The sequence below is a fragment of the Actinoplanes sp. NPDC051851 genome (genome assembly GCF_040681165.1).
GTDB lineage: Bacteria > Actinomycetota > Actinomycetes > Mycobacteriales > Micromonosporaceae > Actinoplanes.
In genome coordinates, this window is sequence record NZ_JBFAYF010000048.1 from 23,209 (window position 1) to 35,662 (window position 12,454).

11 protein-coding genes are annotated in these 12,454 nt (G+C 71.1%); 3 read left to right on the forward strand and 8 right to left on the reverse strand.

Features of this window, described 5'->3' with window-relative positions; genetic code table 11:
* Positions 1-118 precede the first annotated feature (118 nt).
* Both argS and AB0M08_RS34660 read right to left on the reverse strand, forming a co-directional pair.
* A complete protein-coding gene (gene argS, locus AB0M08_RS34655) occupies positions 119-1,762 on the reverse strand; it encodes an arginine--tRNA ligase (RefSeq protein ID WP_364502767.1) in 1,644 nt (547 codons plus the stop codon).
* Between the two features lie 159 nt (positions 1,763-1,921).
* Entirely contained in the window at positions 1,922-3,142 is a 1,221-nt protein-coding gene (locus tag AB0M08_RS34660) for an MFS transporter (protein WP_364502929.1), read from the reverse strand.
* A gap of 37 nt (positions 3,143-3,179) precedes the next feature.
* On the opposite strand from AB0M08_RS34660, the gene AB0M08_RS34665 reads away from it, so the two are divergent.
* Positions 3,180-3,620, forward strand: a complete 441-nt coding sequence (locus tag AB0M08_RS34665; RefSeq protein ID WP_364502770.1) for a protein phosphatase — start codon at positions 3,180-3,182, stop codon at positions 3,618-3,620.
* Positions 3,621-3,641: 21 nt separating this feature from the next.
* Positions 3,642-4,487, forward strand: a complete 846-nt coding sequence (locus tag AB0M08_RS34670) for a hypothetical protein (RefSeq protein WP_364502773.1) — start codon at positions 3,642-3,644, stop codon at positions 4,485-4,487.
* Positions 4,488-4,626: 139 nt separating this feature from the next.
* Here AB0M08_RS34670 and AB0M08_RS34675 read toward each other — a convergent pair whose 3' ends face one another.
* Together AB0M08_RS34675 and AB0M08_RS34680 are read right to left on the reverse strand one after the other, a co-directional pair.
* Positions 4,627-7,113, reverse strand: a complete 2,487-nt coding sequence (locus AB0M08_RS34675) for a DUF6250 domain-containing protein (protein ID WP_364502776.1) — start codon at positions 7,111-7,113, stop codon at positions 4,627-4,629.
* An 82-nt stretch (positions 7,114-7,195) separates the two neighbouring features.
* The gene (locus AB0M08_RS34680) at positions 7,196-7,645 is read right to left on the reverse strand and encodes a MarR family transcriptional regulator (RefSeq protein ID WP_364502779.1); all 450 of its coding nucleotides are present in this window, start codon (positions 7,643-7,645) and stop codon (positions 7,196-7,198) included.
* 61 nt (positions 7,646-7,706) lie between these two features.
* Here AB0M08_RS34680 and AB0M08_RS34685 point away from each other — a divergent pair, with 61 nt between their 5' ends.
* Positions 7,707-8,759 carry a substrate-binding domain-containing protein gene (locus tag AB0M08_RS34685; RefSeq protein ID WP_364502782.1) on the forward strand — a complete coding sequence of 351 codons (1,053 nt, stop codon included), beginning with the start codon at positions 7,707-7,709 and terminating at the stop codon, positions 8,757-8,759.
* 22 nt (positions 8,760-8,781) lie between these two features.
* Here the strand turns inward: AB0M08_RS34685 and AB0M08_RS34690 are convergent, their stop codons facing one another.
* From AB0M08_RS34690 to AB0M08_RS34705, 4 genes are all read right to left on the reverse strand, one after another.
* Positions 8,782-9,357: a TetR/AcrR family transcriptional regulator gene (locus AB0M08_RS34690; RefSeq protein WP_364502785.1), complete on the reverse strand. Its 576-nt coding sequence runs from the start codon at positions 9,355-9,357 to the stop codon at positions 8,782-8,784.
* A gap of 70 nt (positions 9,358-9,427) precedes the next feature.
* The gene (locus tag AB0M08_RS34695) at positions 9,428-9,994 is read right to left on the reverse strand and encodes a TetR family transcriptional regulator (RefSeq protein WP_364502788.1); all 567 of its coding nucleotides are present in this window, start codon (positions 9,992-9,994) and stop codon (positions 9,428-9,430) included.
* A complete protein-coding gene (locus AB0M08_RS34700) occupies positions 9,994-11,685 on the reverse strand; it encodes a hypothetical protein (RefSeq protein WP_364502791.1) in 1,692 nt (563 codons plus the stop codon). The genes AB0M08_RS34695 and AB0M08_RS34700 overlap by 1 nt, the downstream gene beginning before the upstream one ends.
* A gap of 84 nt (positions 11,686-11,769) precedes the next feature.
* Complete coding sequence (locus AB0M08_RS34705; protein WP_364502794.1) at positions 11,770-12,453, reverse strand: ATP-binding cassette domain-containing protein; 684 nt, start codon at positions 12,451-12,453, stop codon at positions 11,770-11,772.
* Position 12,454: the final 1 nt, after the last annotated feature.

The window sequence follows — 12,454 nt, forward strand, 5'->3', positions numbered from 1 at the left end:
GATCAGATGAGGGCGCGCGCCTCGTGGGCGCAGCAGCCGGGTTGCCTAAGAGACGCACCCTAACGGTGGATAAGCGCATCGGTCGATCAACGGAACATTGCGCGCCGATCAAATCTCATCAAATCTCATCCGGAGCCTCGATACCCAACAGAAACATTCCGGTACGCAGCGTCCGCGCGGTCAGGTCGGCCAGGCCGAGCCGGCTCGCCCGCACGTCCCCCTCGGAGCGCAGCACCGGGCACCGCTCGTAGAAGACCGAGAAGGCCGCGGCGAGTTCGTGCAGGTGGACCGCGAGCCGGTGGGGTTCGGCGTGCTCGGCGGCGGCCCGCACCGCCGGTTCGAACCCGAGCAGGGCCAGGGCCAGCGCCCGCTCCGCCGGCTCGGTCACGTGCACCGCCCCGGGCTCCGTCCCGGCCTTGCGCCGCAGCGAGCCGGTCCGCGCGTACGCGTACTGCAGGTAGGGTCCGGTGTTCCCGGTGGTCGCGAGCATCCGTTCCCAGTCGAACACGTAGTCGCCCCGCCGGTCGCCGGAGAGGTCGGCGTACTTGACCGCGCCGATCCCGATCGCCGGGTCCGAGGTCCGGCTCACCGCCTCGTCGAGCAGCTCGGCCAGCTTGATCGTGTCGCCGGCCCGGGTCTTCAGCATCTTCCCGTCGGCACCCAGGATCGACCCGAACCCGATGTGCTCGGCGCGCACCTCCGCCGGCAGCCACCCGGCCGCCCGGGCGACCGCGAAGACCATCTGGAAGTGGATCCGCTGCGGCGCGCCGACGACGTAGAGCATCCGCTGCGCGCCGAGCTTCCGGACCCGGTACCGGATCGCCGCCAGGTCCGTCGCGGCGTACCCGAAACCGCCATCGGCCTTGCGCACGATGAGTGGCAGAGCGGCGCCGTCCCGGCCGGTGAAGCCGTGCGGGAAGGCGCAGAGTGCGCCGTCGCTCTCCACCAGCAGCCCCTGCGCGGTCAGCTCGGCCACCACCGCGCCGAGGTCGTCCTGGTACCGGCTCTCCCCCGCGAAGTCGCCCGGCCCGAGCGTGACGCCGAGCCGCCGGTAGACGTCGAGGAAGTACGTCTCGGAGCGGGCGACCAGCGTCCGCCACAGTTCCCGGGAGAGCGGGTCGCCGGACTGCAGCGCCACCACCCGCAGCCGCGCCCGGGTCCGGAAGTCCTCGTCGCCGTCGAACTTGAGCCGCGCCGCCTGATAGAAAGCGGTCAGATCCCCGATCGAGTGGTCACCGGCGCCGCCGAGGTCGATCAGGTGCTCCACCAGCATCCCGAACGGCGTACCCCAGTCGCCGAGGTGGTTCACCCGGGTCACGTCGTGGCCCAGCCACTCCAGGGTCCGGGCCAGCGCGTCGCCGATGATGGTCGACCGCAGGTGCCCGACGTGCATCTCCTTGGCCACGTTCGGCCCGGAGTAGTCGACGACGATCCGCTCCGGCCGGGTGGCCGCCGCGACGCCGAGCCGGTCGTCCGCGGCGACCGCCCGCAGCGCGCCGTCGATCAGCTCGCCGGTGAGCGTGAGGTTGAGGAAGCCCGGGCCGGAGACCTCGATCGCGGCGATCCCGTCGAGCCGGGCCGACGCCGCGACCTCGGCCGCGATCTCCCGGGGCGGCCGGCCCAGCGTGCGGGCCAGGGCGAGCGGCGCCCCGGACTGGAGGTCGGCGTGCGGCGACGGCCGGATCGCCGGGTCCACGGCGGTGCCCGCGACCGCGGCGAGGGCGGGCGCGAGCCGGTCGGACAGGAGTGCTTCGAGATTCATCGGTCGGTCCCCTCGACAGGAAGGCAGAGGCGGGTCGACCGGTACTGATCAGCAACCGGCGGGATCGACCCGCCGGCGGAAAGCAGAGTTCAGCGGCGGCCTGTCGGACGCCGGCGTCGCACGCTGAAGCTGCTGAGCATGCGGCGACTATAGCGTGGGTCAGTCGTCGTGCGCGATGTGCTTCATCTGCGGCCAGAGCAGGATCAGGAAGAACGCGGAGAGCCCGAACGCGACCCAGAACGGCGCCGCGACGCCGTAGTGCGAGGCCAGCACTCCGCCGAGAGCCGAGCCGACCACCAGTCCGCCGTACACGCAGATGGTGTTGACCGCACTGACCCGGCCCTGCAACTGCTGCGGCACGGCGCGCTGCCGGACCGTCGTGGAGGTGGTGCCCCAGACGAACGCGTGCGCGCCGAAGAGGAAGAACGTCGGCATCGCGACCCACGGCGAGGTGGTCACGGCCAGCACCAGGTGCGTGAGCGTCTCGATGATGAGTCCGATCCGCATCAGGTTGCCGAGGCTGACCCGGGCGGTGAGCCAGCCGTACCCGCCGGTGCCCAGCATGCCACCGACCGCCTGGACCGTGGTGATCAGCCCGAACCCGACCGCGCCCAGCCCCAGCCGGTCGTTCGCGTAGAGCACCAGCACCGACCAGGCCGCACCGAAGGCCAGATTGAAGATCAAGATCGTCAGGCACAGCGTACGTACGGCCGGATGACGGATCGTCCAGCGCACGCCGTCCACCACCTCCCGCAGGAGACCGGTGGACCCGCGCTCCCGCCCGTGCGCCGGCAGCCGCACCCGGGAGACCAGCAGCGTGCCGGCGGCGAGCAGCACCACCTCGGCGACCAGCGGCCAGACCCGCCCGGCGGCGAAGAGCGCGGCGCCCAGCGGCGGCCCGGCGAGCTGGTTGAGCGTGATGAACCCGGCCTGCAGCCGCCCGTTCGCCAGCGCCAGGTCGTCCCGCGCCACCAGCATCGGCAGCAGCGTCCCGGTGGTGTTGTCGGCGAACACCTCGGCCACCCCGAGCAGCCCGAGCCCGGTCAGCACCAGAGTGACCGAGAGGTGCCCCGTGCCGAGTGCTCCGATCAGGACCGCCAGTACGGCCATCCGGACCACGTTGGCGGCCAGCACGATCAGCCGGCGGTCGTGCCGGTCCGAGAGCACCCCGGCGTACAGGCCGCAGACCAGCGGCGGCGCCCAGCCCAGCAGCGCGGCGAGCGAGATCTGGAACGGGTCGTCGGTGAGCGAGGCGATCAGCAGCGGACCGGCCGCCGCGGAGATGCCGTCACCCAGGTTGGTGGACCATGAGGACGCGACGAGCCAGCGGAACCCGGCGCCGAGCCGTGGCGGGAGAACGGTTCGGAGTACGGGAGCGATCACAAGGAGTGCACCTTACGCGGTAGCGTTTCGCCGCATGACCGAATATTCCGGGTGGGAGCCGGACGGGGCCGGTGTACTGCGGTTACCGTCCGGACGGCTGGTGCGCGGCCGGGGACTCCGCAGGCCGATGCCGTCCGGGCATCCGCCCAGCTGGGGGATCTATCTGCTGGGCTCGGCGCCGCCCGAGTTCGGGTGGACGACACGATGGATCCGGTGGCCGGACTTCTGGTTGCCGTCGGATCCGCCGTACGCGAGAAGGGTCCTGCTCGAAGCCTTGAACCGCGCCGAGGGGGAACGGGTCGAGTTCGCCTGCTTCGGCGGCCGGGGCCGCACCGGCACCGCGCTGGCCTGCCTCGCGATCCTGGACGGCGTGCCGCCGGAGGAGGCGGTCGCGTTCGTCCGCGCGAACTACCACCGCGACGCCGTCGAGACGCCGTGGCAGCGACGGTTCGTACGGCGCTTCCAGCCGGGCTGACCGTTCGTCTAGGGTTCGCGCATGTCCATCCTCGCCACCGACGCCCAGCACACCGGGCACCGTGCGGTCCCCCGTCTGCGCCGCTGGGCCGCCGTGCTGCTGGTGGCGCTGACCTTCGGCGCGATGACCGCGGCGGCCGGCGCGTGGCTCGGCTGGCGCGGCGCCCCCGATCTGCCCACCGACGACCGGGCCACGGCGATCGCCGCCGAGATCCTCCCCGGCCTGCCGGTCGATGGGATCGAGCGGTTCGACGTGCTCTTCGGGCAGATGGACCCGCTGCCGGGCGAAGCGTTCTTCGGCTACGACGAGTACGACCCCGGCGCGGTCTGGCTCACCCTCGGCGCGACGCCCGACCTCGGCGCGGCCCGGTCCACTCTGGAACGCTCCGGCTGGACGATCGGGGCGAACACCACGGCCGACTGGGTCACCGCGAGCCGCGGCCCGATCGCGATGATGATCTACCGGAGTCACGAGTACCAGCCCACCCCGGGTATCACGTTCTTCCGCCCGGAGCCGTCCCTGGCCCGGGTGCTCGCGCTGGTCGGCTGGGTCGCCGGGCTGCTGCTCGGCGGCTGGATCGCGCTGCGCTTCACCCGTCACCCGGAGAAGGGCGTCGCCCGCACCCTCGGCCGGGCCGGCTCGGTGCTGCAGCTGATCACCACGCTCGCCGTCACCGAGATGCTCTTCCGCCCCCAGAGCCCGCTCCCGCCGGACGCACCCGGCGCGCTCTGGGAGCCGTACCTCAGCGCCCTGGTCAAGCCGCTCATGATGCTCGGCGTGGCCTGCTGGCTGCTCGCCGCGGTCTTCCGGTTCTGGCCGCGCGGCGCCGCCTTCCTCCGCGAGTGGACCCGCCTGCTGGCCGGATAGGCCTCAGGTTCTTCGGGCGCTTCTCGATGTGGCGCAGCCGGTGCCGGACGCCGGCGACCACACCGTCCACGTCGAACACCGCGATGGCCGCGGCGCCGACGACACCGAAAGGGGGGCCGGGCCGACCGGCCCCCTTCCCTCATGCCGCGGTGGGCGGACGCCAGACGGTGAAGTCCTGGATGTGGAAGTGGCTGGCGACCGTGCGGAAGGCGAACCAGCCGCTGGTGTACGGGTCCGGGTCGGTGTAGTCGAAGACCAGCTGGTCGTCGCTCCAGTACCGGATCCGCGACCCGGACACCTCGATCCGGACGTGCACCGGGACGTTCCCGGAGATCCGCGGCTCGGTGTAGTCGTAGATCAGCGGCCGGTTGCCCGCCTCGCCCACGTACCGGCGGAACCGGGTGGTGGTGTTGAGGTTGGCGCCCTGCCCGACGTAGTAGGTCTTCAGGTAGTCGTACTCGGCGAGGGCACCGTGCCGTTCGGTGGCGAAGACGTCGTCGGGTGAGCGGGAGTCGCGCGCACTCCAGAACGAGTTCAGGTCGGTGACGTGGTCGTTCGCGCCTCCCGCGTCGACCGGCGTGGCGGTGTACTCGATCTCGTAGGGGCCCTCCAGCTCCTGCTTGAACCAGACGCTCGCGCCGCCGGGCACGTCGACGTCGAGCACGCCGTCCGCCGCCGCCACGGTCCCGCCGCTCTGCAACTCAGCCGACCACTTGTCCGTGTCCTTCGTGAAATTGTCGTAGGCGAGGACCTGCCAGGCGTTCCCGGCCTGCGCGGTGGTCTGAATCTTCGGCCGGGCCGGGGCCCTACCCCCGAAACCGAGGTAGAAATCGGTCAGCGTGGACTGCAGGTAACCCCGCACGGTCCAGCCCAGCCGGTACGCCGGATCGTGCGCCAGCGTGTAGAGCCGGGTCGACGTCGGGATGTTCGTGGTGAAGATCCGCAACGCCGTGTGGTCCGCCGTCTCGGCCAGGTACTCCTCCCGCCAGTCGCCGAGGATGTCGCCGTAGAACGGCACCGCGTTGCGCCACGACGACACCACGCCCGACGGCTCGAAGACCTTGGCGCTGGTCTGCGACTTCCAGTTCCATTTCTCCACGTACGTGTTGTCGAGGAGCTCCGAGCCGGTGTCACCGTCCCACCAGATGCGGAAGTTCACGCTCGGGGTGGTCTTCGAGAGCTGCGTGCCGTCCACGTTCCACACGCCCGCGCCGGGCAGGTCCGCGTTCGCCGTGGCGGCCCAGAACTCGTAGCCCGGGTGGGTCGGGTCGATGTCGGCGGCGGTGCCGCGCGGGACGTCCCAGAGCGTCTCGTCCTGCGGCACGTCCGGATGCGACCCGGTGATCAGCCGCTCGCCGGTCGACGCGTCGTAGTAGTACCAGGGGAAGTCGGTGAAGATCCCGCCCTCGGTCTGCTGGATCGCGTAGCCCTCCAGCCCCGGGCGGTTCGGGTCGAGGTCGCCGATCTGGAACCGGTCGCCGTGAACGGATTCGGACACCACGTACCGGAAGGTGCCGTCGCTGTTGACCACGTAGTTGCCGTCCGCGATCTCGTCCGTGCCGTCCTGGTCGACGTCGACGATCCGCAGCTGGTGGAAGCTGGTGCCCTGGTCGGCGCCGCGGACGAACGTCCAGCGTTCGGTCAGGTCCCGGCCGTCGAAGTCCCAGGCCACGAAGAGCACCCGGAAGTCGCCGCGCTTGGCGCCGATCCGGGTCACCTGCTTGGTGATCAGGCTCGGGTGTACGCCGTCCAGGTACCCGACGCCGTACTGCCCGCCGGAGGGCCCGTCGGCCGTGAAGTCGTCCGCGACCGGGACGCGCTCGCGCTCCACGCCGGTCGCACCGTCGATCACCGAGACGAACTGGTCCAGCGGGTTCGCCGAGGTGACCACGGCGCCGTCGGCGAATGTGGTGCCGTTCGCGGTCTTCACGACGACCTCGGCCCGCCCGTCGCTGTCCAGGTCGTAGACGGTGACGTTGTCGTCGTTGCGGTACCCGGCCACGTCGCCGTACCCGCTGATCGCGGCGAGCGGCGGGTCGTTCGCCGCCACGCCGCCCTGCCGGACGTACGAGTTCGACCCCAGGTCGACCCGCCACAGCCGCTCGCCGGTGAGGGTGTACGCCTCCAGGTAGTTCGGCTGGTCCAGCGCGTAGGAGAGCCGGGACACCACGATCTCGTAGCGCCCGTCGCCGTCCAGGTCACCGGGCCAGGCGTGCTGCACGTAGTAGCCGGGCGCGTCGGCGAGCGGGATGTCGCCGGGCGTCAGGGCCGCCTCGCTCGCGCCCTGCTCCCGGCCGTGGACCACGGCGCGGACCGTGTACGCGCCGGTGCCCCGGGTGGTGTCGGTGAAGGTGGTCGACGCGGTGACCGGGCGGTCGTTCAGGCGCCGGGATCCCCGGTAGACGTTGAAGGCGATGTCGGTGCCGTACTCGGTGCCGAGCAGGCGCCAGCTCAGGAAGGTGCCACCGTTCTGCGCGGGCACCGCGACCAGGCCGCGGTCCAGCGACTCGACGATGCGTCTCGGCGTGTCATCGGTACCGGCGTGATGGCCGCCGGCGGAGGCGGGTGTGACGGTCAGGCCGGCCAGCACGAGGCCGGCCGCGATCGCCGCGGAAGCGCGTCTCATGCCGCCGGACCGTAGGAGAACAGTGTGTATCGACGATTGCGCACTTTTGAATGCGCTCGTGGGAGCGCTTCCGTTTGGTGAGCTAGCCGCTCTGCCGCACGGCGAGAATATGACCCGGGCTACATTCCAGCGCCTCGGCCAGGCCGGTGAGGGTGGCCACCAGCCGCTCCCGGTCGCCGTCGTCCACCGGCACACCCGCCAGCCCGGCCTGGATCTCCTCCGCCACCCGCTGATGGAAGCGGCGGCCACGGGTGGTCAGGTGCACCCTGATCCGGCGCCGGTCCAGGTCGTCGCCCCGGCGGTAGACCAGGTTCTCCTCGACCAGGTGGTCGACGAGCCGGGTCAGGCTGCCCGGTGGCAGGAAGGCCCGCTCGGAGAGCTCGGTCATGAAACGGCCCGAGTCGGCGAGCAGCGTGAGCACCCGCCACGCGTCGAGGGAGGAGCCCTCCGCGTCGAGGATGGCGGAGAGCCGCCGGGCGAGCAGCCGCTCGGCCCGGGTCAGCAGGTACAGAAGATCCGTGGGATCCCGCATCGTCGGGATGTTACCCAATCAATGCTTCAGATCCAGCCTCGCTTGGCGGACGATGAGGGCCATGTCCCGCTCGTTCGACGTGGCCCTGGTGGTGCCGCTGCGCGGTCCCGCCGGGATCCTCGGGCCGAGCGCCGAGCTCTGCGCGCAGCTCGCCGCCGAGGAGGTCAACCGGGCCGGCGGCGTGCTCGGGCGCGAGCTGCGGCTGATCCCGGTCGACGGCGGCGCTCCCCCGCGGGCGGTCGCCGCCGAGGTCGGCGCTCTGGTCGACGGCGGCACGGTGCAGGGCGTGACCGGCTGGCACATATCCTCGGTCCGGCAGGCGGTGGCGCCCCGGCTCGCCGGCCGGGTGCCGTACGTCTACACCGCGCTCTACGAGGGCGGCGAGCACGCCGAGGGCGTCTTCCTGACCAGCGAGACCCCGGACGTGCAGCTCTTCCCGGCGATGCGGCTGATCGCCCGGGAACGCTGCGCCCGCCGGTGGTACGTGGTCGGCAACGACTACGTCTGGCCCCGCCGGACCGCCCGTGCCGTCCGCCGGTACGCGGCCGCCGAGGGCCTGCACGTGGTCGGCGAGAGCTTCGTCCCGCTCGCCACCGGCGACTTCTCCGAGACGCTGCGCCGGATCGAGGTCTCCTCCGCCGACGCGGTGCTGATGCTGCTGGTCGGGATGGACGCGGTCCGCTTCAACCGGGCGTTCGGGCGGGCCGGGCTGGCCGGCCGCTGCCTGCGGCTGAGCACGCTGATGGACGAGAACATGCTGCTGGCCAGCGGCGCACCGGCCACCCGTGACCTGTTCAGCACGGCCGGCTTCTTCGCCTCGATGATCACCCCGGAGAACCTGGACTTCCACGGCCGGTACGCCGCGCGGTTCGGCCCCGAGGCGCCGCCGCTGGGCAGCCTCGGCGAGTCCTGCTACGAGGGCGTCCAGCTGCTCGCCACCCTGGTCGAGCGGGCCGGCGGCACGGACGTCCGGGCGATCGGGGCGAACGCGGAGTCGATCTCCTACGAGGGGCCGCGCGGGCTGCTGCGGCTGCGGGAGCGGCACGTGAACCAGCGGATCTACCTGGCCGAGGCGCGCGGTGTCGAGTTCGATGTCCTGACCCAACTGCCGTGAGCGCGCTGGGCTTTCGGGCCCGCTACGGGGCGACGCGGTCGCGGATGCCGTCGAGTACCGCCTCCGCGGCCCATGCGGCGGCGTCGGCGATGTCCCGCCGGTCCATCCCGAACTCGCGGCGGAACGTCACCCAGGCCCCGACGGAGTCGAGGTGCGACAGCGCCGCGACGACCGCTCGGCGCTGCGGCGCGTCGAGGGAGGGCACCTCGGCGTCGAGCAGCCGCTCGAGCTGCGCCCGGCCGGGAGACGGCGCCGCGCCGCTCACGCCCCGCATCGCCGTCTCGGCGACGACGTGCGCGAGCTCCGGCCGTGCGTCGTACCGCTGCATCGCGTCGCGGATCGCGAGGGGGATGTCGAAGATCGAGTGCGACTCCTCGCGGGCGAACACCGTCGCCTCGATCCACGCCGCGGTCGCCAGCAGCAGGTCGACCCGCGTGGGGTAGTTACGGAACACCGTGCGCTCGGCGATGCCGGCCCGGCGCGCGATGACCCGGTTCGACACGTCGTCGCTGCCGAGCTCCTCGATCAGTTCGGCGTAGGCGGCGAGGATCGCCACCTGCGTGCCGCTCAGCGCCGGAACGGCCGCCGACCCTGTCATGTCACCGCCCACGTCATCCCGCCGCCCACGCGTCATCTCGCCGCCCACGCGTCATCTCGCCGCCCACGCGTCATCTCGCCGCCCACGTCGTGTCGAGCAGCCGGGCGAGCACGCTGCCCACGGCGTGATCGAACGCGTCGCAGATCTCACCGGCATCCATGTCGAAGCCGGTGCGCAGGCGCGCCCAGAACATCGCCGACGAGAAGTAGCGCAGGGATGCCGCGACCCGCCGCCGATCCCGCCGGTTGAGCGTCGGCGCCGCCACCTCGAGCATCGCCTCGATCGCCCGCGTGATGTAGGCGGGCTCGGCATCGAGCGTCGGCGAGATCGCGGACGCCCGTGCACCGACGTAGGCGTAGGCGGGAGAGGCGTCGAAGGCGCGGAAGCGCTCGTGCACCGCGGCGCGGAAATCGGACACCGTCACGAACGGCGGCAGCGGATAGTAGGTCTGCTCGATCCAGTTCGAGAGGGCGGCGAGCAGGTGCGCGCGGGTGGGATATTGGCGGTAGATCGTGCGCTCCGAGATGCCGACCTCGTCGGCGAGGGCGCGATAGGAGATGTCGTCGAAGGTGCGCTCGCGCAGCAGCACCGCGGCGCTCGCGAGAATCGCGGTCGCCGTGTCGACCGGCTCCTCCATCACGTCTCCCCCCGTCGTTGGGATGCCCTGCGGGCGGCCGCCCAGCGCGGGGGCCCGGTGACTTCCGGCGGGAGCACGTAGCGATCGGAGTCGTCGAGCGCGAGCGCCAGCGACGAGACGTACTGCACCTCGCCGTGCGGTCCCCTCTCGGCCGAGGCCAGCATATCCGGCCGCTCGAAGGTGTACCCGGTGACGTGACAGCGGAGCCGCTCGCCGGAGGGGTTGCCGTCCTCGTCGAACCGGGGGGAGTCGATGCCGTCGGAACGGCGGCGCAGGTAGTAGCGCCCCCGCGTGGCGAGGGCCGTGACCGGCGTGGCCACGAACGCGACGCCGATCGCGATGAGCACCGAGAACGGCTTGACCGCGGCGCCGAGCAGCCCGGCGAACGCGAGCAGCGACAGCGCCGAGGCGAGCCCCACCGACACGAGCCCCACCGGGTTCCAGTCGTGCAGCATGCCGCGGCGGAACTCGGGGAAGCGCGGCGAGATGCGCAGCACCCACTTGTTGATCGCGATATCGGTGGCGATCGTCACGAGCCACGCCATGACGACGTTCGCGTACAGGCTCAGCACGAAGGAGATGAGGGTGAAGACGTCCAGCATCATGAGCACGTACGCGATCAAAAGATTGAAAAGCACGAATATCGTACGACCCGGGTAGTGCTTCGCCACCCGGGTGAAGACGTTCGACCACGCGAGCGAGCCCGAGTACGCGTTCGTCACGTTGATCTTCACCTGCGCGACCACGATGAGCACCAGGGCCAGACCGATCGCGAGCCAATCGGGGACGAGCGTCTGATACATCACGACGAACTGCTTGACCGGTTCGGTCGCCTGGTGCCCGAGAGCGGGTTCGACCTTCACCAGGAGGTAGACGGCGAGGAACACCCCGATCACCTGCTTGGTGCCGCTGAAGACGACCCAGCCCGGGCCGGCGAACGCGAACGACGTCCACCACGAGCGGGCGTTCGACCGCGTGCGCGGCGGCATGGCGCGGATGTAGTCGATCTGTTCCGCCAGCTGCGGGGTGAGGGCGAAGCACACGGCCGCACTCGAGACCACGGCACCGAAGCTGATCGAGCCGTCGGACTTGCCGGTGAACGCCGTGAAGGCGCGTACCGCCTCGGGGTCGGAGACGACGATCCAGAGCAGCGGCAGCAGGGCGAGGGCGAGCCACAGGGGCGTGGTCCAGAACTGCAGGCGCTCCAGCGCACGCATGCCGTAGATGACGATCGGGATCACCACGACGGTCGAGATGAGATAGCCGAGCCAGAGCGGCAACCCCGTCGCCAATTGCAGCCCCTGCGCCATGATGGCGCCCTCCAGGGCGAAGAAGATGCAGGTGAAGCCCGCGAAGACCACGGTCGTGAGTATGGAGCCGTAGTAGCCGAATCCCGAGCCGCGGGCGATGAGGTCGAGGTCGAGGTTGTAGCGGGCGGCGTAGTAGGCGACGGGTACACCGACGATGACGATGATGACCGACGCGAACACGATGCCGAGCACGGCGTTGGGGGTGCCGTGGTCGATGCCGATGCTCGCGCCGATCGAGAAGTCGGCGAGGAACGCGATGGACCCGAGGGCGGTCGCACCGATGGAGGCCGCGCTCCAGCGCCGGAAGGTGCGCGGTACATAGCGGAAGGCGTAGTCCTCCAGGCTGTCCTCTGCGGCCGCGCGCGCGTTGTACGTCGACACAGTGGCATCCCCTAAGGCACCTTGCGTTGGGGAATCCTCGCTGTCCGGTGTTACGACGACATTGCGGGTGTGGGTCATGGCGGCTCAGATCGCCATGGCGGCTCGCACGGTGGAGGTGGCGGTCTTGCCACCCTCTCCGGTCTGGGTGACGAGGCCCGAGGCGAGCACGACGTAGTGCTCGGCGGCCTCGAGGGCGAAGCCGATGTGCTGTTCGACGAGCAGCACGTTGATGCCCTCTCCGGCCAGCTGCATGATGGTCTGCTCGATCTCGGCGACGATCGTGGGCTGGATACCCTCGGTCGGCTCGTCGAGGATGAGCAGCTTCGGTTCGGTGATGAGGGCACGGGCGATCGCGAGCTGCTGACGCTGCCCGCCGGAGAGCAGGCCCGCCTTCCGGGTGGCGAACTTCTCCAGCGCGGGGAAGCGGGCCATCTGCGCCTCGATGAGGCCCTTGCCGCCCCGGCGCCCGTCGGCGACGAGCTGGAGATTCTCCAGCGTCGTGAGGTGGCCGAACGACTGCTGACCCTGCGGCACGTACGCCATGCCGCGAGCGACGCGCCGGTTGGGGGCGAGCGCCGTGATGTCCTCGCCGTCGAAGAACACCCGGCCCTTCGACGGCTTGATCAGGCCGATCGCGAGACGCAGCAGGGTCGTCTTGCCGGCGCCGTTGTGGCCGAGCACGGCCACGACCTTGCCGGACGGCACCGTCACGCCGTGCAGCACCCGCGTGCGCCCGTAGCCGGCCTCGATGTCGGTGAGCTCCAGCATG

Excerpts from the sequence above, each read along its gene's own strand:
- AB0M08_RS34705 (WP_364502794.1), bottom strand. The coding sequence starts at position 12,453 with ATGCTGGAGCTCACCGACATCGAGGCCGGCTACGGGCGCACGCGGGTG.
- argS (WP_364502767.1), bottom strand. The coding sequence starts at position 1,762 with ATGAATCTCGAAGCACTCCTGTCCGACCGGCTCGCGCCCGCCCTCGCC.
- AB0M08_RS34685 (WP_364502782.1), top strand. The coding sequence starts at position 7,707 with ATGTCCCGCTCGTTCGACGTGGCCCTGGTGGTGCCGCTGCGCGGTCCC.
- AB0M08_RS34695 (WP_364502788.1), bottom strand. The coding sequence starts at position 9,994 with ATGGAGGAGCCGGTCGACACGGCGACCGCGATTCTCGCGAGCGCCGCG.
- AB0M08_RS34670 (WP_364502773.1), top strand. The coding sequence starts at position 3,642 with ATGTCCATCCTCGCCACCGACGCCCAGCACACCGGGCACCGTGCGGTC.
- AB0M08_RS34665 (WP_364502770.1), top strand. The coding sequence starts at position 3,180 with ATGACCGAATATTCCGGGTGGGAGCCGGACGGGGCCGGTGTACTGCGG.
- AB0M08_RS34675 (WP_364502776.1), bottom strand. The coding sequence starts at position 7,113 with ATGAGACGCGCTTCCGCGGCGATCGCGGCCGGCCTCGTGCTGGCCGGC.
- AB0M08_RS34680 (WP_364502779.1), bottom strand. The coding sequence starts at position 7,645 with ATGCGGGATCCCACGGATCTTCTGTACCTGCTGACCCGGGCCGAGCGG.
- AB0M08_RS34690 (WP_364502785.1), bottom strand. The coding sequence starts at position 9,357 with ATGACAGGGTCGGCGGCCGTTCCGGCGCTGAGCGGCACGCAGGTGGCG.